The organism is Streptomyces sp. NPDC002088, assembly GCF_040296605.1.
Taxonomy (GTDB): Bacteria; Actinomycetota; Actinomycetes; order Streptomycetales; family Streptomycetaceae; genus Streptomyces.
Genome location: NZ_JBEOXO010000024.1, coordinates 1 through 21,973, shown reverse-complemented (window position 1 = coordinate 21,973; position 21,973 = coordinate 1). Strand labels below are relative to the sequence as shown.

20 protein-coding genes are annotated in these 21,973 nt (G+C 71.7%); 13 read left to right on the top strand and 7 right to left on the bottom strand.

Features of this window, described 5'->3' with window-relative positions; genetic code table 11:
* Window positions 1-217 precede the first annotated feature (217 nt).
* From ABT114_RS37520 to ABT114_RS37500, 5 genes are all read right to left on the bottom strand, one after another.
* Complete coding sequence (locus ABT114_RS37520; protein ID WP_351148201.1) at window positions 218-1,057, bottom strand: type III PLP-dependent enzyme domain-containing protein; 840 nt, start codon at window positions 1,055-1,057, stop codon at window positions 218-220.
* Window positions 1,054-3,516, bottom strand: a complete 2,463-nt coding sequence (locus ABT114_RS37515) for a hypothetical protein (RefSeq protein ID WP_351147892.1) — start codon at window positions 3,514-3,516, stop codon at window positions 1,054-1,056. Before ABT114_RS37515 ends, ABT114_RS37520 begins: the two co-directional genes overlap by 4 nt.
* Window positions 3,517-3,864: 348 nt before the next feature.
* Window positions 3,865-3,999: a VOC family protein gene (locus tag ABT114_RS37510; protein ID WP_351147890.1), complete on the bottom strand. Its 135-nt coding sequence runs from the start codon at window positions 3,997-3,999 to the stop codon at window positions 3,865-3,867.
* A 151-nt stretch (window positions 4,000-4,150) separates the two neighbouring features.
* Entirely contained in the window at window positions 4,151-5,035 is an 885-nt protein-coding gene (locus tag ABT114_RS37505) for an oxygenase MpaB family protein (protein WP_351147887.1), read from the bottom strand.
* A 302-nt stretch (window positions 5,036-5,337) separates the two neighbouring features.
* Window positions 5,338-6,654: a TetR/AcrR family transcriptional regulator gene (locus tag ABT114_RS37500; RefSeq protein WP_351147884.1), complete on the bottom strand. Its 1,317-nt coding sequence runs from the start codon at window positions 6,652-6,654 to the stop codon at window positions 5,338-5,340.
* Window positions 6,655-6,834: 180 nt separating this feature from the next.
* On the opposite strand from ABT114_RS37500, the gene ABT114_RS37495 reads away from it, so the two are divergent.
* From ABT114_RS37495 to ABT114_RS37440, 12 genes are all read left to right on the top strand, one after another.
* Window positions 6,835-8,010 carry an acyl-CoA dehydrogenase family protein gene (locus ABT114_RS37495; protein WP_351147881.1) on the top strand — a complete coding sequence of 392 codons (1,176 nt, stop codon included), beginning with the start codon at window positions 6,835-6,837 and terminating at the stop codon, window positions 8,008-8,010.
* Window positions 8,007-8,957 (top strand): VOC family protein, encoded by a 951-nt coding sequence (locus ABT114_RS37490; protein WP_351147878.1) that lies wholly within the window; start codon window positions 8,007-8,009, stop codon window positions 8,955-8,957. Before ABT114_RS37495 ends, ABT114_RS37490 begins: the two co-directional genes overlap by 4 nt.
* On the top strand, window positions 8,954-9,805 hold the full coding sequence (locus tag ABT114_RS37485; RefSeq protein ID WP_351147875.1) for an alpha/beta fold hydrolase: 852 nt from the start codon (window positions 8,954-8,956) through the stop codon (window positions 9,803-9,805). The genes ABT114_RS37490 and ABT114_RS37485 overlap by 4 nt, the downstream gene beginning before the upstream one ends.
* 35 nt (window positions 9,806-9,840) lie before the next feature.
* Window positions 9,841-10,416, top strand: coding sequence for a flavin reductase family protein (locus ABT114_RS37480; RefSeq protein ID WP_351147872.1), 576 nt, complete (start codon window positions 9,841-9,843; stop codon window positions 10,414-10,416).
* A gap of 156 nt (window positions 10,417-10,572) precedes the next feature.
* On the top strand, window positions 10,573-11,748 hold the full coding sequence (locus tag ABT114_RS37475) for an acyl-CoA dehydrogenase family protein (protein ID WP_351147870.1): 1,176 nt from the start codon (window positions 10,573-10,575) through the stop codon (window positions 11,746-11,748).
* Window positions 11,745-12,650: an isocitrate lyase/PEP mutase family protein gene (locus tag ABT114_RS37470; protein ID WP_351147867.1), complete on the top strand. Its 906-nt coding sequence runs from the start codon at window positions 11,745-11,747 to the stop codon at window positions 12,648-12,650. The genes ABT114_RS37475 and ABT114_RS37470 overlap by 4 nt, the downstream gene beginning before the upstream one ends.
* Complete coding sequence (locus tag ABT114_RS37465) at window positions 12,643-13,995, top strand: FAD-dependent oxidoreductase (RefSeq protein ID WP_351147864.1); 1,353 nt, start codon at window positions 12,643-12,645, stop codon at window positions 13,993-13,995. The genes ABT114_RS37470 and ABT114_RS37465 overlap by 8 nt, the downstream gene beginning before the upstream one ends.
* Window positions 13,992-14,774 carry an SDR family NAD(P)-dependent oxidoreductase gene (locus ABT114_RS37460; RefSeq protein ID WP_351147861.1) on the top strand — a complete coding sequence of 261 codons (783 nt, stop codon included), beginning with the start codon at window positions 13,992-13,994 and terminating at the stop codon, window positions 14,772-14,774. Before ABT114_RS37465 ends, ABT114_RS37460 begins: the two co-directional genes overlap by 4 nt.
* 58 nt (window positions 14,775-14,832) lie before the next feature.
* On the top strand, window positions 14,833-15,450 hold the full coding sequence (locus tag ABT114_RS37455) for a cysteine hydrolase family protein (protein ID WP_351147858.1): 618 nt from the start codon (window positions 14,833-14,835) through the stop codon (window positions 15,448-15,450).
* Window positions 15,447-16,898, top strand: a complete 1,452-nt coding sequence (locus ABT114_RS37450; RefSeq protein ID WP_351147855.1) for an FAD-dependent oxidoreductase — start codon at window positions 15,447-15,449, stop codon at window positions 16,896-16,898. The genes ABT114_RS37455 and ABT114_RS37450 overlap by 4 nt, the downstream gene beginning before the upstream one ends.
* Before the next feature lies 1 nt (window position 16,899).
* Complete coding sequence (locus ABT114_RS37445) at window positions 16,900-17,739, top strand: aspartate/glutamate racemase family protein (protein ID WP_351147853.1); 840 nt, start codon at window positions 16,900-16,902, stop codon at window positions 17,737-17,739.
* Window positions 17,729-19,105, top strand: a complete 1,377-nt coding sequence (locus ABT114_RS37440) for an FAD-dependent oxidoreductase (RefSeq protein WP_351147850.1) — start codon at window positions 17,729-17,731, stop codon at window positions 19,103-19,105. The genes ABT114_RS37445 and ABT114_RS37440 overlap by 11 nt, the downstream gene beginning before the upstream one ends.
* A gap of 262 nt (window positions 19,106-19,367) precedes the next feature.
* Here ABT114_RS37440 and ABT114_RS37435 read toward each other — a convergent pair whose 3' ends face one another.
* Window positions 19,368-19,928 carry a nucleoside-triphosphatase gene (locus tag ABT114_RS37435; RefSeq protein WP_351147847.1) on the bottom strand — a complete coding sequence of 187 codons (561 nt, stop codon included), beginning with the start codon at window positions 19,926-19,928 and terminating at the stop codon, window positions 19,368-19,370.
* A gap of 109 nt (window positions 19,929-20,037) precedes the next feature.
* Between ABT114_RS37435 and ABT114_RS37430 the strand changes: the two genes are divergently transcribed.
* Window positions 20,038-20,490, top strand: a complete 453-nt coding sequence (locus ABT114_RS37430) for a YbhB/YbcL family Raf kinase inhibitor-like protein (protein WP_351147844.1) — start codon at window positions 20,038-20,040, stop codon at window positions 20,488-20,490.
* An 84-nt stretch (window positions 20,491-20,574) separates the two neighbouring features.
* Here ABT114_RS37430 and ABT114_RS37425 read toward each other — a convergent pair whose 3' ends face one another.
* On the bottom strand, window positions 20,575-21,672 hold the full coding sequence (locus ABT114_RS37425; protein WP_351147841.1) for a baeRF2 domain-containing protein: 1,098 nt from the start codon (window positions 21,670-21,672) through the stop codon (window positions 20,575-20,577).
* Window positions 21,673-21,973: the final 301 nt, after the last annotated feature.

The window sequence follows — 21,973 nt, the reverse complement described above, 5'->3', positions numbered from 1 at the left end:
ACTGGCGGTCCGTCTGCTCACCGAGCAGTGGCCCGTGGCTGGCCAAGAACGAACTGGGCGGGGCGTCCGCGCTCGGTGCGCTGATGGCGTCGCTCGCGGCGGGCGAGTTCGTGGGGGCGTCGCTGGCCGGGGCCCGCGCGGGCCGGGGGTCGGTGCGCCGGATTGGCTGGTGCCAGGCGGGCGCGGCGCTGGGTTTCCTCGCCGTCCTGGCCGTGTCTCAGCCCGTGGTGGTCGGGATCGGGTACTTCTGCGTGGGTCTGCTGAGCGCGCCGATGACGGTGTGGGCGCAGTCCCTGCGGATGCGCCGGATCCCGTCAGAGATGCACGGCCGGGCCTTCGCCGCGCTGCGCACCCTGATGCAGGGCACCTCCCCGGTGGGCTCGGCCATTGCCGCACCGCTGCTGCTGCACGGCGGGATCGGCTGGACCGCGGCGGTGATGGTCGCGCTGGCCGGGCTGCCCGGGCTGTGGCTGCTGCGGTACTCGGGTCGGGAGGAGACACCCCCGGCCGGGACGCCGGCCCCCGAGGTGCGCACCGAGGTCGGCTGAGCGGTCGCCCGCACCGCCGGCGGGTGGCCCAGGAAGCCGCGTACGGCGAACTCCCAGCCGTACGCGCCCGCCGTCGGGAAGACCACGATGTCCCCGACCCGCAGCCGGTCCGCGGTGATGCCCCTGGCCAGGATGTCCTCCGGGGTGCACAGCGGGCCCGCCAGGGACACCGGGGTGTTCCGCCGCTCCGGGCGTGGGCAGGAGTACAGCCAGTGCGCGACGGGCAGCACGGCCGCCTCCACCGCCACCTCCAGCAGGGCGGGCAGCACGAAGTGGTTGATGCCGCCGGCCAGGACGGCGAACCACTCGCCGCCCGTCCGCTTGAGGTCGGTCACCTGGGCAGCGTAGTAACCGCCCCAACTCCCCTCGTCACGAGGCGACTTGGTGTCGTGCCGGACGGCAAGAACGGCGGCCCGTCCGAGGTCTTTCGGCCGGGCCGCCGTCGCCGTACCCGCCGCACCGCGACCTTCGTGGGCCCCGGTGCGGTGGGCGCGTTCAGGGTGGGTCAGGCGGTGGACTCGTCGTCGTGGACGGTGACGCGGGCGTAGTCCTGGCCGATCACCGCGCCGACGGGCACCGAGACGTAGATCTTGTAGACGGTGTCCGCGGTGGACTGGACGACGGTGTCGTCCACGACCGGCAGTCGGACCGTGCGGGACGTGGTGCGGGCCGGGAAGGTGATCTTCTGCGCGGCGGTGGCGAGTTGGGTTCCGGTGCCGGCCACGGACTGGAGGTTGACGGTGACCGGGGTGCGGGAGGCCGAGGACAGGGTGACGGTGACCGGGACGGTGCCGGCGTTCTCGGCGGCCGAGGCACCGGCGACCGAGACCTGAGGCAGGTCGCTCGGTCCGCCACTGCCCGCGCGGACGGTCTGGAAGGCCACGTCGGAGAGGTAGACACCGCCCGCGGTGGCCGGGGCGGTCAGGGTGATGCGGCGGATGTCCGACAGGTCGACGCCGCGTGCCGTACGCAGCGGCCAACTCACCGTCTGCAGCCAGGTCTTGGGCAGCAGGGTGCTGGTGCCGGAGGACGGGTTGCCCTTCAGGGCGTCGCTGAGCGAGGAGACGGCCACGGCGGCCGTACGGCCCCGGCCGTCGGTGAGCTGGACGGTCAGGTCGGTGTCCGGCCCGGTCTCGTCGACGGCGGCGCGGAACGCGAGGCTGTCGTACCGGCGGACGTCGCGCGAGCCCTTGGGCACGTCCACGACCGCCTCGGCGCGGGTCTCCGCGCTGTCCGGCCAGGTGAAGTGGAGCAGCGGGGTCGCCTCCACGTTGCCCGCGTAGTTGGCAGGGGTCCAGGACGGAAAGCGGGAGGTGTAGGTGGAGGTGGTGCAGGCACCCAGGGCGCTGATGGTGGGGCGGCCGGTGAAGCCGGCGCAGTAGGTGCCGGTGCCGCCGGTGACGGTGACGTCGGGCGACGGGCCGGTCAGCGGCGCGATGTCCGAGCGGCTGCGGCCGGGGGCCTGGACCTCGGTGTGCACGGTGGCCGCGCCGACCGTCGTCGACGCGCCCTGGCTGCCGTCGAACAAGGGCAGGAAGCGGTCCTGACCGCCCAGGGTGAGTTGGAAGAAGCCGGACATGAGGGCCGTTCCGGCCTCCGACTGTTCGGCGGCCGTCAGTCGGGTCGTGGTGGACGAGCCGCTGCCGCACACCGCGTCGGTGGAGGCGGACCAGTCGTCGCTCGCGGGGGCGACGGCGGCGCCGGGCGTCCACTCGGTGTTGAAGAAGTTGTGGTCGGCGCCCATCACCATGAGCGAGGAACGCAGCACGTCGTCGTCGGCACCGGAGTAGCGGGTGTCGTCGAAGAAGTGCTGGCCCTGCTGGTTGGAGACGTCTCCGTCGCAGTAGGGCAGGACGACCGTCATGGCCACGTCCGGCAGGGTCTCGCGGCCGAAGTCGATGGGGGCGAGCGGGAGCACTGCCTCGATGCCGTACGGGTGGGCGCGGCCGGCGTTGAGCAGCGCCGCCTTCACCACGCCCTCGCCGCCGCGGGAGTGGCCCATGAGGCCGACGTGGGACAGGTCCAGACGGCCCTTCAGCAGGGGGCTCATGCCGGGCGCGATGCCTTTGTCGGCGCGGGCGAGCAGGTCGAGGTGGTCGAGGACGAGCTGGCCGCGGGCGAGGGTGCCGGCGTCGTCGGTGTACGAGGCGTCCTGGGAGTTGATGCCGTCCGCGCTGATGGAGACGACGGCGTAGCCCTGGGAGGCGAGGGTCTGGGCGGCGTCGTTGTAGCCGAGGTAGCTGGGGATCGGCTGGTAGCCGTCGGGGCAGGGCCAGGCGGTGTTGTTGGTCTTGGCGGTGTCCGCGTTCCAGCAGGCGGAGTGCCGGCCGTGCAGGAAGAGCACGACGGGGCGTTCGCCCTTGGCGTCGGTCGGTATCCAGACGGCGGCGCGGAGTTCGACGCTGCGATCGCTCAGGCCGCTGAGGGTGACGGCGGTGTCGCCGAAGTCGTAGTCGGCGCGAGCCACGGTGTAGGGGCCCTGCGCGGTGGCGGCGGCGGTGAGTGCGGCCGCGTCGGCGGTGGGCTTGCCCGGGCGGCCGGTGCCCTTGGGCGCATGCCGCGACGAGGTGGTGGTGTCGGCGGTGCCGTTCCAGGCGACCTGGACGTCGTCCGGGTGGGCCGCGCGCGGGTCGGTGGTGACCAGGGTGAGGGTGCGGCCGTCGGCGGTCTGTCGGGCGTAGCCGAGGGAGGCGCCGTCGACGGCGATCTCGGGGACTGCGTCGCGTACGGGCAGCGGGTCGTTCAGTTCCAGGGTGAGGTGGTAGCCGTCGCCGGACTCGGTGACGGACCAGCTGCGGTCGGCCGCGGAGCCGGTCACGGTGGTGGCAACGGGCTCGGGGGTGGCCGATGCCGCCATGGAGGTGCCGGTCAGGGGAAGACTCAGGCCGAGGGCGAGGGCGGCGACGGTTACCCGCACCCGGCCTGCGGCCCGGCGCCGTCTCGGGCGGCGGGGACTCGGTATGGACATGCGGCGGATCCTCTCGTGCGTGATCGACGCCGCACGGGGAGGGCGAATGCCACGTCCGGTGCGACGCCGGACAGCACGCAGATCATCACCGCTATTGATCACCCGGATGTCCTTCTTGTTTCCCAGTGATCAATTGAGACTGGTGTCGTTCGGTTCGCGGTGCTCCGGATGGGTGCCATGTCCGGGGCGGGAATGCCGAGTTGAGGGGGCCGGACCATCCGCGGCACGCCGCATCACGGGCATCGGGTACGTGACTCACGGCCGTCTTCGACCAAGACCGACCGGCAAATGGGCGACGCCGCCCCCCATTTGCCGGTCGGTCCAAAAGACCGGCGTCGGCCCGATCCCTCAACCCGCAACGCTGTCAGGCCTGTTCGGCTGGATCAGGTCCCACCGGTTGCCGTACAGGTCCCGGTAGACGGCGACGGTGCCGTACGGCTCCTGCCGGGGCGCCTCCTCGAAGACGACCCCGGCCGCCCGCATCCGCGCGTGGTCGCGCCCGCGGACGTCACGAAGGCGATGGCTTCGTCGTAGTCGCGCACGACAAGGGTCACCAGCCCGAGATGAGTCACCGGACGATCCTGCCCGCGGGCCCTTCAGGCATGCCGCCCCGAGCGGTGACGCCGGGGTGGGATCAGGACTGCGCCGGCCGCGGTCGGCCTGCGTGCCGGGCCGCGCGCCGTGCCTCGCGGGCCAGGGGGAAGTAGCGCAGGCGCTCGGGGAGCAGGGGGAAGAGAGTGCGTACGGCGGCGCACAGGTGGCGCAGCCGGCGCTCGTCGCAGGCAGTCCAGGGCAGGCCGAGGCGGTCGCGGACGGCGGGCGGGAGCAGGCCGGTGGTGACGAAGACGTGCAGGCGGGCGAGCGGCGGGCACAGCACCGGCCAGATACGGCGGAGCAGGGCGTGGGCGCCGGGCGGGGGCGGGATCGGCCGGCGCGGGTCGAGGAGTTCGGCGGCGACGACGGTCAGCTCCAGTTCCTCGCGGACCATTCGCTCGAAGTACGGCCAGTACTCCTCGGGGGTCTTCGGCATGTCGTGCCGTGTGATGCCGAGGACGTCGCCGAGCTGGAGCAACTCGTCATACAGGCGGCGTTCGTCGAGCGGGTGGGACAGGTAGCGCGCGGTCCGCAGGAAGATCGGGTAGGCGGTGGCGTGCACCCAGGCGTAGTGGGCGGGGGTCAGGGCGTGATAGGGGCGGCCGTGGGCGTCGGTGCCGGAGATGGCCTGGTGCAGCTTGCGGAGCCTGCGGCCTTCCTCCAGCGCGCGATCGTTGCCGTAGACCCACAACTGGAGGGATGTCAGGGAGCGTTCGAGTCTCCCCCAGGGATCGGTGCGGAACACCGAGTGGTCGTCGACGCCGGCACCGACCGCCGGGTGGGCGACCTGGAGCACCATGGCCGCGGGCAGGGAGAACAGGGTCCTGATGTCACCGGTGATGTCCCAGAGCAGGGATCCCGGGGCGAGCGGAACGGCTTCGGCGGCGCGGTACTCCACCTGCTCGCGAGCGGACCTGGTGTCCATGTCACGCCGCCTCCTCTGCCGCGTCCGGGGGTATCGACGCGCTGGTGAGACAAGTCAATGGTTTTCGCATCTTCGACGCTCCCCGCGACGCACCGCACGCGCACCCCGGCCTTCACCGCCCGCCCACGGGAACACGCATGAGTGGACAGACCGGCGTATAAGGGAAGTATCTCTCGATATGAAGGCTGTACCCACCGGAAGACGGATCGGGGCGGATCGGCTCCCTCGCCGATCGGATGCGGCCCTGTCGTGGTCCGGGATCCCTGACGTCCTGTCCGTCTGCCGGCGAACACGCCTGGAGGTCAACCTGTCTGGTTTGTCCTGGCGTTGGCGATGACCGCCTGGATGACTTCGACGATGACCTCCACGTAGGTGTCGAGCTCCCAGTCGTCCCCGACCTGTTCGGCGATGAAGAGGCCGTCGGAGAACGCCATGAGCAGCATGGCCAGCTGCAACGGCAGGTCCGGGGCGTGGTCCGTCAGGTCCGTGTCCAGGTTCGCGGTGAACCATCCGGCCATCGAGCGCAGGACACGGTGGCGGACGTCGAGGAACAGCACCCGGGCGGTGGGCTCGGCCTCCCTCTGTTCCAGCGCGAGCAGGTGACCGATCCGCAGGAAGTCGGGTGCGGTGGCGAGGCTGCCCAGGGACCGGGTGAGGGTTGCGCGCAGTCCGGCCGCGCGTCCGGCCGGATCGGGCGCCGGCTCCCAGGTGGCCTGCGTTGCCGACCACTGCTCGAAGCTGTGTTCCACGACCGCAGCGAGCAGTTCGTCCTTGTCCTTGAAGTGCCAGTACAGGGAGCTCACCGGCAGCCCTGACCGCTTGCAGACCCGGGCGATGGACGTCCCTTCGTAACCCCTCTCGGCCGCGATCTCCGCGGCGGCGGACAGGATCCGCATCCGGGAGCCGGCCGCCTCTGTGGCGGATGAGTCGGGGGCACTCCGGTGCGGTTTCGGGGTGGGTCCGGGGGAGGGCGCGTCGCCGGCCGGCGCACGTTCCACGAGGTACGTGGCCGCGGCATCCAGCCCCACCGCGAACAGGCTGAGCAGCTGGACGAAGTCCCAGCTGCCGCCGGCCCGGGACGCGAGGAAGAACCCGTCCGTGGTGGCCACGTTGAGCAGGGCGAGTATGCGGGGGGTGTCCGGTGCCTGGGCGAGTGCGTCCGGGGGCAGAACCCGGGTCCACCAGCCGGCCACCCGCTCCAGACTTTCGGCCCGCACCTGCAGGAAGCGTGTCCTGGCGGCCGGCTCCTTGGGGTGCTTGCCGAGAGCCAGCATCAGGCCGAGGCGCCAGAACTCCGGCTTGTCGACGAAGGCTTGACCGACCTCGCGCAGCAAGTCCTGAAGGGCTTCGCCGCGCCGCTCCGGTGGGGCGTCGCCGTCCCAGTCCGGCGCGTGCTCACGCCACGCCCGGTAGCTGTGCTCCAGGACCGCCGCGATCAGCCCGTCCTTGTTGCCGAAGTGCCAGTAGATCGAGCTCGCGGGCAGGCCGGTCCGCTCGGTGACGAGTGCGACGGACGTGCCGTCGTAGCCGCGCTCCGCGGCGATCTCCAGGGTCGCGTCGAGTATCCGGCGGCGTGACTCGTCGCCCTGCTGGTGGGTCCGCTCCGTCTTTCTGGCCACAGGAACCTTCTATCACGCGGTTTCCGGGGGACCTGCGTGCGCAAGGTGCCGCGCAGTTCTCGCGACCGGAAGTCTTGCCAAGGCCTCCCAGCAGGTCTAAGTTTCCGGCTCATGAACTCCCTGTAGCGATCGCTACAGGGAACGGCTCTCGCTACATCGATGTAGCGGAAGGGGTCATCTGTGACGATCGTTGACAAAGTTCAGCAGCTCGCTCCAGAGCTCGCCGCCGAGGAACTGCTCGGTGCCCACGAGCGCCGCCTGACCGACACGACGTGGAAGTACCTGCAGGAGACCGGCGTGCTGCGCGCCCTCCAGCCCGCCCGTTGGGGCGGCGGGGAACTGCCGCTGGCCGAGTTCCTCGACGCGGTCTTCGAGATCGCCCGGGTCGCGCCCGCTGCCGGGTGGGTGGCAGGCGTGGTCGGGTCGCATCCCTGGCAGAGCGCGCTGTTCCCGGAGGAGACCCAGCAGGAGCTGTGGGGCGAGGACGCCTCGCGGATGCTGTCGTCCTCCTATGCGCCGACCGGGAAGATCATCCCGGCCGACGGCGGCTACCGGGTGAGCGGCCGCTGGTCCTTCTCGTCGGGATGCGACCACGGGCACGGTGTGATCCTCGGCGGCGTGGCCGGTGAGACCGAGGTCGCGGACGGCGTCCGGGTCCCGGACTACGGCTCGATCATCCTGCTGCGCGACCAGTACCGCATCGACGACAACTGGCACACCGCGGGTCTCAAGGCCACCGGCAGCAAGGACATCGTGGTCGAGGACGCCTTCGTCCCCGCCCACCGGTTCCTCTCGCACATCCGCTACGAGTACGTGCCGGGCGTCCGCGCACCGGGCCAGGAGACGAACCCCGGCCCGCGGTACGCCCTCCCGTGGGCGACGCTGTTCAACCTTGTGCTGGTGGCTCCGACGCTCGGCATGGCCCAGGGTTTCCTCGACGAGTGGACGGAGATCAACAGCACCCGGCGGGGAAACTGGGGCGGCTTCTACCGCGATGACCCGCTGACCCAGCGTCATCTGGCGCAGGCCTACTGGACGCTGGACGCCGCGACCATGAAGATGCGCCGCGCCGCCATCGAGATCACCAAGGCCGCGGAGCGGGGGGAGCACGTCTCCAAGGCGGTGCGGGCCCGCTACCGCTGGGACATCACCCGCGGCTGCGAGCTGGTCGGTGACGCGATCGCCGACCTGTACCGCAACTCCAGCGGCCGGGTCGCCTACGTGGACCACCCGCTCCACCGGCGCTACCAGGACATCGTCACCGCCCTCGGCCACGCGTTCCTCGTTCCGGACGCGGTCGGCCTCGCCTATGCCGCCCGCGAGCTGGGCGCGACTCCTCCGGAGGTACAACTGTGATCCACTCGCTCAGCTACATCGGCTTCTCCTCTCCCGGCTACGAGGAGTGGCTGACGTTCGGTCCCGAGGTGCTCGGCATGCAGGTCGCCGGGCGCGGCCCCGACGGCGCCGTACGTCTGAAGGTCGACGACGCGGACTACCGGCTCGCCATTCACCCCGGCGAGGAGCACGCCAACGAATACCTCGGCTGGAACGTCCGTACGCCCGACAACCTGCACGCGCTGGTGCGCCGCCTCACCGAGTACGGCATCGAGGTGCACGAGGGCAAGCCGGACCTGTTGCAGGAGCGCGCGGTCGCGGGCCTGGCCTGGTTCATCGACCCGTTCGGCAACCGCCATGAGCTGACCTGGGGCCAGTCCCGCCACCCGGCGAGCTTCCGCCCGGGCCGGGCGATCTCGGGCTTCGTCACCGGCGAGCAGGGCCTCGGGCACGCGGTTCTGGTCGTCCCGGACATGCAGCAGGCCAACGACTTCTTCACCGATGTGCTCGGCTTCAGGTTGTCCGACCGGATCATCGACCCGCCGCTGAACGCGCAGTTCTACCACGTCAACGGCCGTCACCACTCGCTGGCGATCGCCGAGGTGCCGGGAGCGAGCGGCTTCCAGCACCTGATGGTCGAGGTCGCCTCGCTCGACGACGTCGGCACCGCGTACGACCTGTGCGAGGAGCGCGACGTACCGGTCGTGTTGACGCTCGGCCGGCACACCAACGACCTGATGACGTCCTTCTACCTCTACACGCCGGCGGGGTTCCACCTGGAGTACGGCCACGGCGGCCTGCAGGTCGACGACAGCCTCTGGGAGCCGGCCACGTACACCCGCACCAAGATCTGGGGCCACCAGGGCACGAAGCACCGCGACGAGCTGCCCTTCGCCCTGTTCAACAAGCCGAACTCGCCTGAGTCGAACGCCCCCGAGTCGAACGCCCCTGAGAGGAACGCGGAATGACCGCCCCCATCACCACCACCGACATCCCGGTCGGCGACCACACCCTCCACGTGAGCACCGCAGGCGACCCCTCCGCTGAGGCGCTGCTCTTCCTGCACGGCTCGGGTCCCGGCGTCACCGGACTGTCCAACTGGGAGCGCCTGATCGGCGACCTGGGCGACCGCTACTACTGCATCGCCCCGGACACCCTGGGCTTCGGCGACTCCGACCACCCCAACCCGCCGCCGCGCGGCATGGCCGCCTTCACCGAGCTGCGGCTCGCCGCCACCTGGCAGCTGCTGGACAAGCTGGGCGTCGACAAGGTCACCCTCGTCGGCAACTCCTACGGCGGCCAGATGTCCCTGGCCATGGTCCTGGAGCGGCCGGAACGCATCAACAAGGTCATCCTCATGGGCAGCGGCGGCATGCCCGGCCTCAAGCCACTGCCCGGCCTGGCCAAGCTGGTCAACTTCTACGACAACCCGACCGAGCAGGAGATGGCCGAGCTGCTGTCCCTCTTCGTCTACGACCCCGCCTCCTTCGGCGACCAGCTGAACGAGATCGCCGCGGTCCGCGTCCCCCGCGCCACCCGTGAGGAGGTCAAGCGCTCGCACCTGGCCACGTTCGACTTCACCGCAGGACCGAAGATCGGCTGGCCGCCGGAGGAGCTGGCGAAGATCGAGCAGGACGTGCTCGTCATCGCGGCCCGCGAGGACAAGATCGTGCCCGTCGAGTGCAGCCACTACCTCGCGCAGCACATTCCGAACGCCCGGCTGCACATCGTCCCCAAGTGCGGTCACTGGAGCCAGATCGAGTACCCCGAGATGTTTGCCCACCTGGTCTCCGGCTTCGTCCGAGGCGAGTTCTGAGCACCTGCCGCCGCATGACTGAGAGGGACACATCGATGTCCGAAACCCTGCATCAGCAGCCTCCCGCATCCATCTCTGAGGACCACGGCACCGGCCCGGCCGCCGAGACGGAGCCGGTCCACAGCGAGATCGACCCGGCGTACTTCCGGCGGGTGCTCGGCAACTACCCGACCGGAGTGGCGGTGGTCACCGCGATGCACGAGGACGAGCCGGTCGGCATGGCTGTCGGCTCCTTCACCTCGGTGTCGCTCAACCCCGCGCTCGTGGGATTCTTCCCCGACGCCTCCTCGACCACCTGGCCCCGTATCAGGCAGGCCGGCGCCTTCTGCGTCAACATCCTGGGCGAGGACCACCAGGGCCTCTGCCGACTCTTCGCCACGCGTGGCGCCGACAAGTTCGGCTCCCTCAACTGGGCACCCGGCGCTTCCGGCGCCCCGGTCCTCGACGACGCGATCTCCTGGATCGACTGCCGGCTGGAACGCGTGGACGAGGCCGGCGACCACTTCCTCGCGCTGGGACGGGTCCTCGACCTGGGTGCGAGGCCGGAGAGCGCCCCGCTCATCTTCTACCGCGGGAGCTACGGCGGTTACCGGACGCAGCTCGCGTCCTGAGCGCGCAGCGAGCATCCCCTTCTACCTGCAGCGCCGTACCTTCCTCCAGCGCCGTACCCTCCTCCTGGCCGGAGGACCTGGTACTCGTGCGCCCATCTCTCTGTAGTGAACGCTACTTCGCTCACTGCATTCACTCCGTTCTGGAGGCCGGAACTCATGTCCCTCGTTGAAGCGGTGCGCGCCGCCGCGCCCGCCCTGGCCGCCGAGGACGCGGCCGGGGCCGAACAGCGGCGCCTCACCGACGTCGCCTGGAAACAACTGAACGAAACCGGCGTGCTGCGCGCATTGCAGCCCGCCCGCTGGGGCGGGGGCGAAGTGCCCCTGGCCGAGTTCCTCGACGCCGTCGTCGAGGTCGGCCGTGCCAACCCGGCCGCCGGCTGGGTCACCGCCGTGGTCGGCGTGCACCCCTGGCAGATCGCGCTCTTCCCCGAGCGGACCCAGCAGGAGATCTGGGGTGAGAAACCCGACCGGGCGATCGCCTCCTCCTACACCCCCACCGGCAGGATCGAGCGTGTCGACGGCGGCTACCGGGTCTCCGGCCGCTGGTCGTTCTCCTCGGGCAGCCTGCACTGCGACGGGGTGATCCTCGGCGGCATCGCCGGTACCCGGGAGTGGAACGGCCACGACGTCGCCGACTTCACCTCGGTGATCCTGGACCGCGAGCAGTACCGGATCGAGGACACCTGGCACACCGCGGGCCTTGCCGCCACCGGCAGCAACGACATCGTGGTGGACGAGCTGTTCGTGCCCGAGCACCGGGGCCAGTCGCACGTCGACTACACGTACCACCTGGGTGCTCCGCTGCCCGGGCGCGAGCTCAACTCCGGTGCGCTGTACCGGCTGCCGTGGGCCGTCGTCTTCAACCTCATCATCGCGGCCGGCGCGCTCGGCGCGGCCCAGGGCTTCGTCGACGAGTGGGTGAAGGCCACCCGTACCCGCCGCTCCAACTACGGCGGGATGCTCCGCGACGACGCGCTCATCCAGAACCACCTGGCCGAGAACCTCTACGCCGTCGACGCCGGACTGCTCAAGCTGCGCCGCGCCGCCGTCGAGCTGACCGAGACGGCCGAGGCGGGGGAGTGGCCGAGCCGCGAGGCGCGCGCCTTCTACCGGTACGACGTCGCCCGCGCCGCGCAGGAGGCGGGTGCCGCCGTCACCCGCCTGATGCGCGCCTCCAGCGGCCGGGTCGCCTACCTCGACCACCCGCTGCACCGCCGCTTCCAGGACGTCACCGCCGCGGTCGGCCATGCATTCCTGCTCGCCGACCCGCTGGGCCAGGCCTTCAGCGCCTTGCACCTGGGCGCCGAGGACCGGCCGGGGGTCCACCTGTGAGGACACATGCAGCCCTCCCCGGACTCTCGGCCGAGCAGCGTCGCCGCGAGCTGCGCCGGCTGCTGACCGCGGGCGAGACGCTGATCACGCCCGGCGTGACGGACGCGGCCGGGCTGCGGCTGGTCGAGGAGGCCGGTTTCGCCACGGCGTACGTGACCGGGGCGGGCCTCGCCAACGCCCAGTACGGGCTGCCCGACATTGGGCTGATCTCACAGCGGGAGGTCGTGGACCACGTCGTCCGACTGGCCGCCGCCACCGACCTGCCGCTGATCGTCGACGCCGACACCGGGTACGGCGGACCGCTGTCCGTGATGCGTACGGTCCGTCTGCTGGAGGCCGCCGGTGCCGCCGCGGTGCAACTGGAGGACCAGGTGCTCGCCAAGCGCTGCGGCCACTTCGACGAGCACCAGCTCGTCACCGCGGACGAGATGCGGACCAAGATCGAAGCCGCCGTCGCCGCCCGCGGCGACTCCCAGCTCGTCATCGTCGCCAGGACCGACGCCCGCGGGGTGCTCGGCCTGGACGAGGCGATCAGGCGCGCCCACCTCTATGTCGAGGCCGGAGCCGACGTGATCTTCATAGAGGCGCCGCGCGGCGTCGAGGAGATGCGCACCATCGGCACCGAACTGGCGGGCGTGCCGCTGGTGGCCAACATCGTCGAGGGCGGCAAGACCCCGGAGCTGAGCGCCGCCGAGCTCGCCGAACTCGGCTTCTCCGTCGCGCTGTTCGCCAACTACCTGATGCGCAGCATGCTGCAGGCAGGCCGCGAGGCGCTCGCCCACCTGCGGACCGCGGGCGAAACCAGCAGCCGTACGCCGTATCTGTTGCCGTGGGCCGACCGGCAGTCCCTCTTCGGACTCCCCGAATACACCGCACTGGAGAGGAAGTTCAACGATGACTGATGTGGCGGTGGTCGGCGCGGGACTGGCCGGGCTGACCGCGGCCGTGGCCGCAGCCGAGGCCGGAGCCCGGGTCGTGATCTGCGAGAAGCAACCCGAGATCGGCGGCAGCACGGTGCTCAGCGCGGGCCTGTCCGCCTTCGCCGGCACCGACGAGCAGGCCGCCGACGGGGTCGCCGATGACGTCGAGGTGCTCCGCCGCGACCTGCTGGAGACGGGACAGCACCGCAACGACACGGCCCTGGTCGACACGTACTGCGCCGAGCAGCTGGCCACGTACCGGTGGCTGCGCGGCATGGGCATCGTGTACGGGGAGGTGCACGCCGCATCCGGGCAGAGCGTGCCGCGCTCGCACCCCACCGACACACGGGTGCTGGTCCGGACGCTGCTGGACCGGGCACGGGAGCTCGGCGCGGACTTCCTGCCCGGGACCGCGGTGCGGCGGCTGCTGGTCGAGGACGGCCAGGTCGTCGGGATCGCCACGGACGGCGGGGAACTGGCCGCCCGGGCGGTGGTCCTCGCCTCCGGCGGCTTCTCCCGCAACCCCGACCTGCTGACCCGGTTCGCCCCGCAGATGGAGCGGGCGCTGCGCGGCGGCGGCGCGGGCAGCACGGGCGACGGGCTGCTGATGGCCTGGAAGGCCGGCGCCGGGGTCACCGACACCCCGTACATCAAGGGCACCTTCGGCATCCACCCCGACCCCGGCGGCGCCGAGGGCGGCACCGGCATCCTCGCCGTCTACAAGGGCGCGATCGCGGTCAACGGCAGTGGGCGGCGGTTCATCGACGAGTCGCTGCCGTACAAGGTGATCGGCGACGCCTGCCTGGCGCAGAACGGCGGCATCGCCCACCAGATCTTCGACGCCCGCGTGATGGCGCTCAGCGACGCCGGCGTGCCGATCTACGACTTCGCCGCCCGGCTGGACAACGGCCTGCTGCTGCAGGCCGACACCCTGGAGGAGCTGGCGAAGCAACTGGACATCCCCGCGGACGCGCTCACCGCCACGGTCACGCAGTACAACACCGCGATCGAGCAGGGCACCCCCGACCACCTCGGCAGGCGAACCCTGTCGGGCCGGGTCGGGACGCAGACCCCCATCGCCACCGCGCCCTTCTACGCCCACCCGTCCACCGCCGTCGTGCTGGCCACGTACTGCGGCCTGACCATCGACCCCCGCACCCGGGTCCTCGACGTGTACGGCGAGGCGATACCCGGCCTGTACGCGGCGGGCGAGATCACCGGCGGCCTGCACGGCGCCGGCTATGTCACGGGCACCTCCATCGGCAAGGCCGCCATCTTCGGCCGGATCGCGGGGCTGTCGGCGAGCGAGGAGGCACAGTCCGTATGAGCGGCGAGCTGTTCGATCTGACCGGGCGGCGGGCACTGGTCACCGGCGCGGCGAAGGGCGGCCTCGGCGCGTACGCCGCACTCGCACTGGCCCGGCAGGGCGCCGAGGTGGTGGTCGCCGACCTGCCGTCGCGCGGCGCCGACCTGGACGCCACCGTCGGAACCCTCCTCGCGACCGGAGCGAAGGCCCGCGCGCTGAGGGTGGACGTCACCCGCGAGGACCAGGTGGAGACCCTGGTGGCGCACGCCGCAGACCCCGACGGGCGCCTCGACATCCTGGTCAACGCCGCCGGAGTGATGCTCCGCAAGGATGCCTTCGAGACCACTCTCGACGAGTGGCGGCGCGTCCTCGACGTCAACCTCACCGGCACCTGGCTGCTCAACCGGGCGGCGGGCCGGCTCATGGCCGGACGGAAGCGCGGCACGATCGTCAACTTCTCGACCGTCTACGCCGAGCGGGTCGGGCCCGTACCCGAGTCCGCGTACTACGCCTCGAAGGCCGGCATCGGCAACCTCACCCGCGCCATGGCCGCCGAGCTCGGCCGGCAGGGAGTGCGGGTCAACTGCCTGGCCCCGGCCGTGTTCTACCCCACCGAGATGACCGCCGCCCTGGGCGACGACCCCGAACGCCTGGACTGGTTCTCCGAGCGCACCATGCTCGGCCGGCTCGGCGTACCCGGCCAGGACCTCGACGGCCCGCTCCTCCTGCTCACCTCCGACGCCGGCCGCTACATGACCGGCCAGATCGTCTACGTCGACGGCGGCTGGTCCGCGTGGTGACCCGTACCGCACGACGCGTGCCGACCCGTACTCCGCACGGAACGAAAAGAGTCCCGAGATGACCGAGACCCCGCCGGGCCGCACGGCCCTGCTGATGCTGGACTACCAGGTCGCCCTCTGCGAGCAGGGCGAGCACCTGCGCATGCCCGCCCTCGCAGAACAGGTCGACAAGCGCGGCGTGCTGGCCACCGCCGAGAAGGTGCTGACCGCCGCCCGCGACGCCGGCGCCTATGTGGTGCATGTCCGCCTCGCCTTCGACCCCTCCTACGAGCTGCGGACCAACCGCTCCGCCCGCTTCGACGCCTACCCGCGCGAGCGCGCCATGCTCACCACCGCGCCGGGCGCACAGATCGTCAGCCCTCTGGCCCCGCTGCCCGCCGAGCCTGTGGTGGACAAGGGCGGGGTCGGCGCCTTCAACGGCACACCCCTGCTGCAGATGCTGCTCGGCGCGGGAGTACGCCATGTCGTGCTGGGCGGCGTCGCCACCAACCTGGTGGTCGAGTCGACCGCCCGCTACGCCGTCGACAGCGGCCTGCAGGTGACCGTCGTCGAGGACATGTGCGCCTCCTTCGACCCCGAACTGCATGACATCGCGATCACCCGAATCCTGCCGATGTTCGCGGCCGTGCGTACGGCCGACGAGATCATCGCCGAGCTGAGTGGGAGGACCGCATGACCACGCCCGAGACCGAGTACGACGTCGTTGTCGTCGGCTGCGGCATCGCCGGGCTGACCGCCGCGCTCGCCGCCGCCGAGGCCGGAGCCCGGGTCGCCGTCGTGGAGCGGGCTCCGCGCCACGACGCGGGCGGCAACACCCGGCACACCGAGGCGTTCCTGCGCATGAAGTCCCTCGACGAGGTCTCCGACGACTTCGAGGAGCGGCTGCTCGGCGACTTCATGGGCTACCCGGACCCGTCCCTGCTGGTCGAGTCGCTGCGCGCCCCCGCCTCCTGGTCGGCGCCGCTGAAGTCGCTGAGCACCGCGAGCCCCGAGCTCGTCGGTGAGCTGGCCGAATCCGCGGGCCCGACGCTGCGCTGGATCGCCTCCCACGGGGTGCGGTTCGAGGCCCTGCCCACGCCGTTCCTGACCACGTCCACCACCCGGCTGATGCCGGTCGGCGGCGGTCTGGCCCTGGTGGAGGCGCTCACGGCCGCCGCGGAGGCAGCCGGGGTGACGTTCTCGTACGAGACCACCGCGCGTTCGCTCGTGCAGGACGCCGACGGCCTGGTCATCGGCGTACGGGCGGCCTTTGGCGGTATCGTCCGGGAACTGCGCGGCCGGGTGGTGCTGGCCTGCGGCGGGTACGAGGGCAACGCCGAACTGATGGCTCGCTACCACGGTCGCGGCGGCCGGCACACCCGCCCGGTCGCCCGCGGTGGCCACTACAACAAGGGCGACGCCCTGTTGATGGGCCTGGCCGTCGGAGCCGCCACCGCCGGCGACTTCAGCCTCTTCCACGCCGAGCCGGTGGACCCCCGCTCCGGCGTCCCCGAGGCGGCCGTCTTCTCCTTCCCGTACGGCATCCTCGTCAACAAGGAGGGCCGCCGGTTCACCGACGAGGCGCCGGGTCCGGTCGACGCCTGGTACGAGCGGGTCGCCCGGCGCATCCACGCCCAGACCGACGGCATCGCGTACGCCGTCTTCGACGCCCGCAGCGCGGACGTACCGGGGCTGGCCACGGCGGTGCGCAGCGACCAGCCCGCCATCACCGCGGCGACCCTGGAGGAGCTGGCGGCCAAGCTGGAGATCCCCGCGCGGGCGCTGGCCGACACCGTCGCCGAGTACAACAAGGCGTGCACCGGCGGCGACTTCCGGCCGCTGGAGACGGACGGGCTGGCCACTGACGGACTTGTCCCGCCCAAGTCCAACTGGGCCCGGCCGGTCGACACCGCCCCCTACCACGCGTACCCGATCATCGCCTCGAACGTCTTCACCTTCGGCGGCCTGAAGACCAACGAGCGGGCCGAGGTGCTGGACCTCGACGGCAACCCGATCCACGGCCTGTACGCGGCCGGAGAGCTGACCGGCATGTACTACACCAACTACACCGGCTCCACCTCGGTGCTGCGCGGCGCGGTCTTCGGCCGCATCGCCGGGCGTGCGGCCGCAGCGGTGGGGAGCTGACATGCGGATCTGGCACCAGAGTTTCACCGTCCTCGACGATGTGCCGCACTACCGCGACGCCCTGAAGCGGCACTTGACCGCCGCGGCCCGCACGGGCACCACCGTGGAGCTGCACGGAATGGCACCCGGCACCTACCCGAGCGCCTATCCGGGCACCCACATCGGCCACCTCTACCTCACCAACCTGCACAAGGAGCAGTTCGTCAGGGCCGCCCTGACCGCCGAGGAGCAGGGGTACGACGCCTTCTTCATCGCCACCATCCCCGACACCGCCTTCGAGGAGATCCGCACCCTCGTGGACATCCCGGTCGTCGCCTTCGGCAACGCCTCGGTGGCGTACGCGGCCACGCTGGGCAGCCGGATCGGGATCGTCAACTTCATCGCGGATCTCGAGCCGCAGCTGCGGCGGAACATGGCGACGTACGGATTCGACCGGCTGGTCGGCCCGATCGTGCAGGTGGAGCGGGAGTTCACCGATGTGATGGCCGCGTACACCGACCCCGGGCCGCTGCTCGAGGCGTTCCGGACGGCGGCCCGGAAAGCGATCGCCCTCGGCGCCGACGTGATCGTGCCGGGGGAGGGGCCGCTCAACGTGTTCCTCGCCGACCAAGGCGTGTCGCGGGTCGACGACGTCCCCGTCATCGACTCGCTCGGCACCGGCCTGGCGCTCGCCGAGGTCCGCGCCGAGGCCTGGCGCCGCACCGGGCTGCACCCAGCGCGCACCGGCTTGTACTTCTCACGGCCGGACGCGGCACTGGTCAAGGCGGCCCGGGAGTTCTACTACGGAGCCGGAGCCGGAGCGGGAGCGGGAGCCGCAGCGGGAGGCGGACATGACGTCTGACGCCGACTACGAGGTGGACGTCGTGGTGGTCGGCGGCGGGGCGTGCGGCCTCGTCGCCGCCCTGCGCGCCGCCCGCAACCCCGACCTCCTCGTCGCCGTGTTCGAGAAGAGCACCAAGGAAGGCTGCAACTCCCAGTTCTCCAGCGGCAGCCTGGCCGCCGGAGGCACCCGCTACCAGCGGGCCGCCGGCATCGACGACTCACCCGAGCGGCACGCCCGCGACATCCTCACCGTCAACGGCGACCCCGAGGCCGAACCGATCGTCACCTCCCTGTGCCAGGTCGCGCCCCACTACGTCGAGTGGCTGGCCGACGAGCTGGGCCACCCCGTCGAACTGGGCATGGACATGGCCCGATCAGGCCAAAGCGTGCCCCGGCTGCACACCGACACCGGCCGTGCCGGGGGAGCGCGGCTGATCAGCACACTACGGCGCGCCGTCGAAGCCACGGACAACATCGTCTTCGTCGACAACGCCCCGGGCACCGGGCTGCTGACCGCCGAGGACGGCTCCGTAACCGGCGTACACGTGCTGGACGGCGGTGAGCAGCGGCGGGCCGGCGCCCAGGCAGTCGTACTGGCAGCCGACGGCTTCGCCAACAACCCCGACATGATGGCCGAGTTCTGCCCCGACGCGGCGGGCGCATTCTATGGCGGCGTCAGCACCAGCACGGGCGACGCCATCCGCTGGGGCCTCGAACTGGGTGCCACCACCCGCACCATGGGCAGCTTCCTCGGGCACGGCCTGGTGGTCCCCGGCCACGGCACCCGCCTCAACCCGGTGCTGCCGTTCCTGGGCGCACTGCTCGTGGGCACCGACGGCCGGCGGTTCGTCGACGAGAAAGCCCAGGGCTACTCCAAGCTGGGCCGCGTCATCGCCGAGCAGCCCGGCGGCCGCGCCGTACTCATCTGGGACGAACGCGCCCACAAGGCCGCGATGCACTCCGAGCTGATGCGCGAATCCGCCGCCGCAGGGGCCTTCCGCCGCCACGAAACCCTGGCCGACCTGGCCACCGCCACCGGCCTTTCCGATTCCCGCCTCGCCGAGACGCTGGCCGGCTTCCGATCGGTCTCCGTGGTGGACGACCCGGCCGGCACCGACCACGGCCCCCTACGGTTCCCGCTCTACGCGGGCTGGGTCACCCCCGGCGTCCTCACCACCCAGGGCGGCCTGCTCGTCGACACCACCGGCCGCGTCCAGCACCACTGCGGCCACCCGATCCCCGGCCTGTACGCGGGCGGCGGCTCCGCAGCAGGCATCTCAGGCCCCTCCTCGGAGGGCTACATGTCCGGCAACGGCCTGCTGACCGCCCTCGGCTTCGGCTGGATCATCGGCGACCACCTGGCGGCCACCCTCGGCGGACGCTGAGCGCGCGACCGGACACCCCGGCCGGGCACGGGACGCCCGGCCGGGATACCCGACCTCAGCTTTCTCCCATGCCTCACGGGCTCGTCGTCGTGCCGGCGGTCCAGCCGGCCGACCACCGGAATGCCGAGCGTGTCGCCCGTCCCCCGCGACTACCGGAGCAGTCACGCCGGAGACGATCCCGCAGCCCTCTTCATCGAGCGCGTCGCCGACTACCAGGCCACCGTGATCCGCACGACCGAGGAGCGGGCCGGAGGCCGGTCTCTCATCCGCGAGAGGGGGGCCTTCCGTGTGTCCTGGGCTGCTGCAGCCGGGCCGCGAGCTCCCCCGGCAGGACGTCCCGGTTTGCCGGAGTGAGCTGGACGACCTCGATGTCGGCGCGCCGCTTGAGGGCGTCGGTGAACGAATCGCGGTGCGCGTGGACCGTGGCGACGACGTCGACCTCTGCGACGAACAGCGCGTCGACCGCGTCCCGGAACGCCGTGCACGCCAGTTCCATCCGCCCCAGCTCGTCGATGAGCACCAGCCGCCCCGCACCCTCCTCGGTTGCTGCCGGCCGAAGCGACGGCAGCGCCAGTCGCTCCATGACGCCCAGGTCGACGCCGTATTTCCCTACCCGTGGCGGACCGGGCAGGTCGACGTGGGCGAGTACCTCCCGCCGGCCTGCCAGAGTCTCCAGGGCGAATCCGACGCGGGCGCCGGATTGCCGGATCTCCTCGGTGGTGAAGCCGGTGGCCGCGTGGGTGGGCAGCAGCGCGGCCAGCCGACGGAGGGCGGTCGTCTTGCCCGCGCCAGGGCGGCTCTCGAGCAGGATCCTTGTCGGCACACTGCCATCTTCCCCGCGCTTCCGGCGGCGGCCCGGGTGGGCTCGGCCGAACGGGGGTTTTGGGGTGCGGACCGGTGCCGGTGCCGCCGTTGCGGGTAGGGCGGCGCCCATGAGCGGAATTGAACTCAGCAGCACCGCGTTCGACGACAAGACGGTGATCCCCCGTCGGTACAGCGGGGAGGGTGAGAACATCTCACCGCCCCTGACCTGGTCGGGGGTGCCCCACGAGGCCACGGAGCTGGTGCTCCTGTGCGAGGACCCGGACGCGCCGGGGACGACCTTCCTGCACTGGCTGGTGACCGGCATTGATCCGGGGACCACCGGGACGGTGGAGGGCCAGAAGCCCCACGGGGGCCTGCCGTGGCCCAACGGCTTCGGCCGCATGGGCTGGGGAGGGCCGATGCCTCCACCGGGGCACGGGCCGCACCGCTACTTCTTCCGCCTGTACGCCCTGTCCGAGCCGCTGCCGCTGCACGACCACCCGGGCGCCGAGGACGTGCACCGTGCCCTGAAGGGCAGGGAGCTGGCCTCCGGCACCCTGGTCGGGACCTATCAGCGCTGAGCGCGTCACCGCTGGTCGTAGCCATGGGCGCCGTACAGCCGGACGAACCTGGCCGCGGTGACCGTCCTGCGCAGCGCGCCGGCGTCAGGACGGGGTCCCCGGGTCGCTGTACCGCAGCAGGGCGCTCACGCCCTCGTACAGCCTCAGCTCGCTCTCCGGTACGACGACCAGCTCGGCACGGGTGCCGACGAGGGCCCGGACGAGGGCCTCGTCGGCGCGTTCCTCGCGCGGGGCCCGCACGCCGAAGGACACCAGCTCCGCCTCGGTCAGGGCGAGCTGAGTGGGCTGGGAGCCCGCCCAGAGCCGCAGCGAAGACTCTGGCGGCCGGTTCAGCAGCAGTGCCGCGACCTGGCCGCGCTGGAGGGCGGCGACGGTGGCGGCCAGCCCCTCCGTCATGGGTCCGTCCAGGGCACGCCGGCCGATGAAGATGTCCACGAGTTCCCGGTCGTGCGCGGCCATGCGGCCGCGGAAGACACCGTCGAGCTGCGGCTCCAACAGGGCGCGTCCGGTGTCGGTGGGGGTCCGGCCACCCACGCGTACGACCTTGTCCCGCAGGGTGTGCGGCAGGCGGCGGATCAGTACGTTGCACGCCCACTCGTCCCCGCCCACGACGACGGCGTCGGCATGGGCGCGCCGCGCCCATTCGTCCAGCCGGTGGCCGAGCCGGAGGGAGGTGCGGTGCCAGGTCGCCACCGTGACCCTGAGGTGCAGTCGCTCACCCGGGGTGACGGTGGACGCGGGCCAGGTGCCGGTCTCCGCCTCCAGAGTTACCCAGCCGTGGGTCTCGGCGGTCGGAAGGCCGCCGTAGTGGACGACTACGGCCATGTAGGGGATCTCCGGAACGTGCTGGGTGACCAGGGGCATCGCGTCCGGCAGGGTGCTGTAGCGCGCGGAGTCGTGCTCGGGCGGCCTGGGCAGCTCCCCGTCCAGGACGAGCGTGCCGTGGGCGGCGAAGATGGCCTGACCGTGCACCCCCGGCACCTCTGTGTCGGCGCCGACCACCTCCTCCAGTACGTTCAGCAGCGCCCGGTCCGAGCCCTGACGGGACAGACTCTCGCGCAGCCGCCGCCAGCGCAGCGCGATCGCCCGCTCGGGATGCTCGACGTTTCGGGAGGTGTCCAGGTACACGGAGGCGAACGGGCCCGGCTCCGCGTAGAGGGGATCAAGGAACGACAACCTCATCGCCACTCCTCGTCGACTGTCTTCCCTCCTTCGATGATGCGCGCCCCGGGGGCGATGGAGTTCGACGAGCGGCAAAGCGGTACGGAACGCGGGGCGGTCGGGCGCCGGCCGGCAGCAGCCGGCCCATCATGAGCATGGTGGCGGCGACCAGGCTGCGAGGCGGGATCGACCGAGCAGCGGCCCGGGCCGTACTTCGCGGGCGGTCCGGAGACGCCGGGGACGGGGGAGGGGCGGGGCCCTCGCCGACGCGGACCTCATGGTCCGGCGCGGAGAGATGCTGGCGATCGTCGGCCCGTCCGGC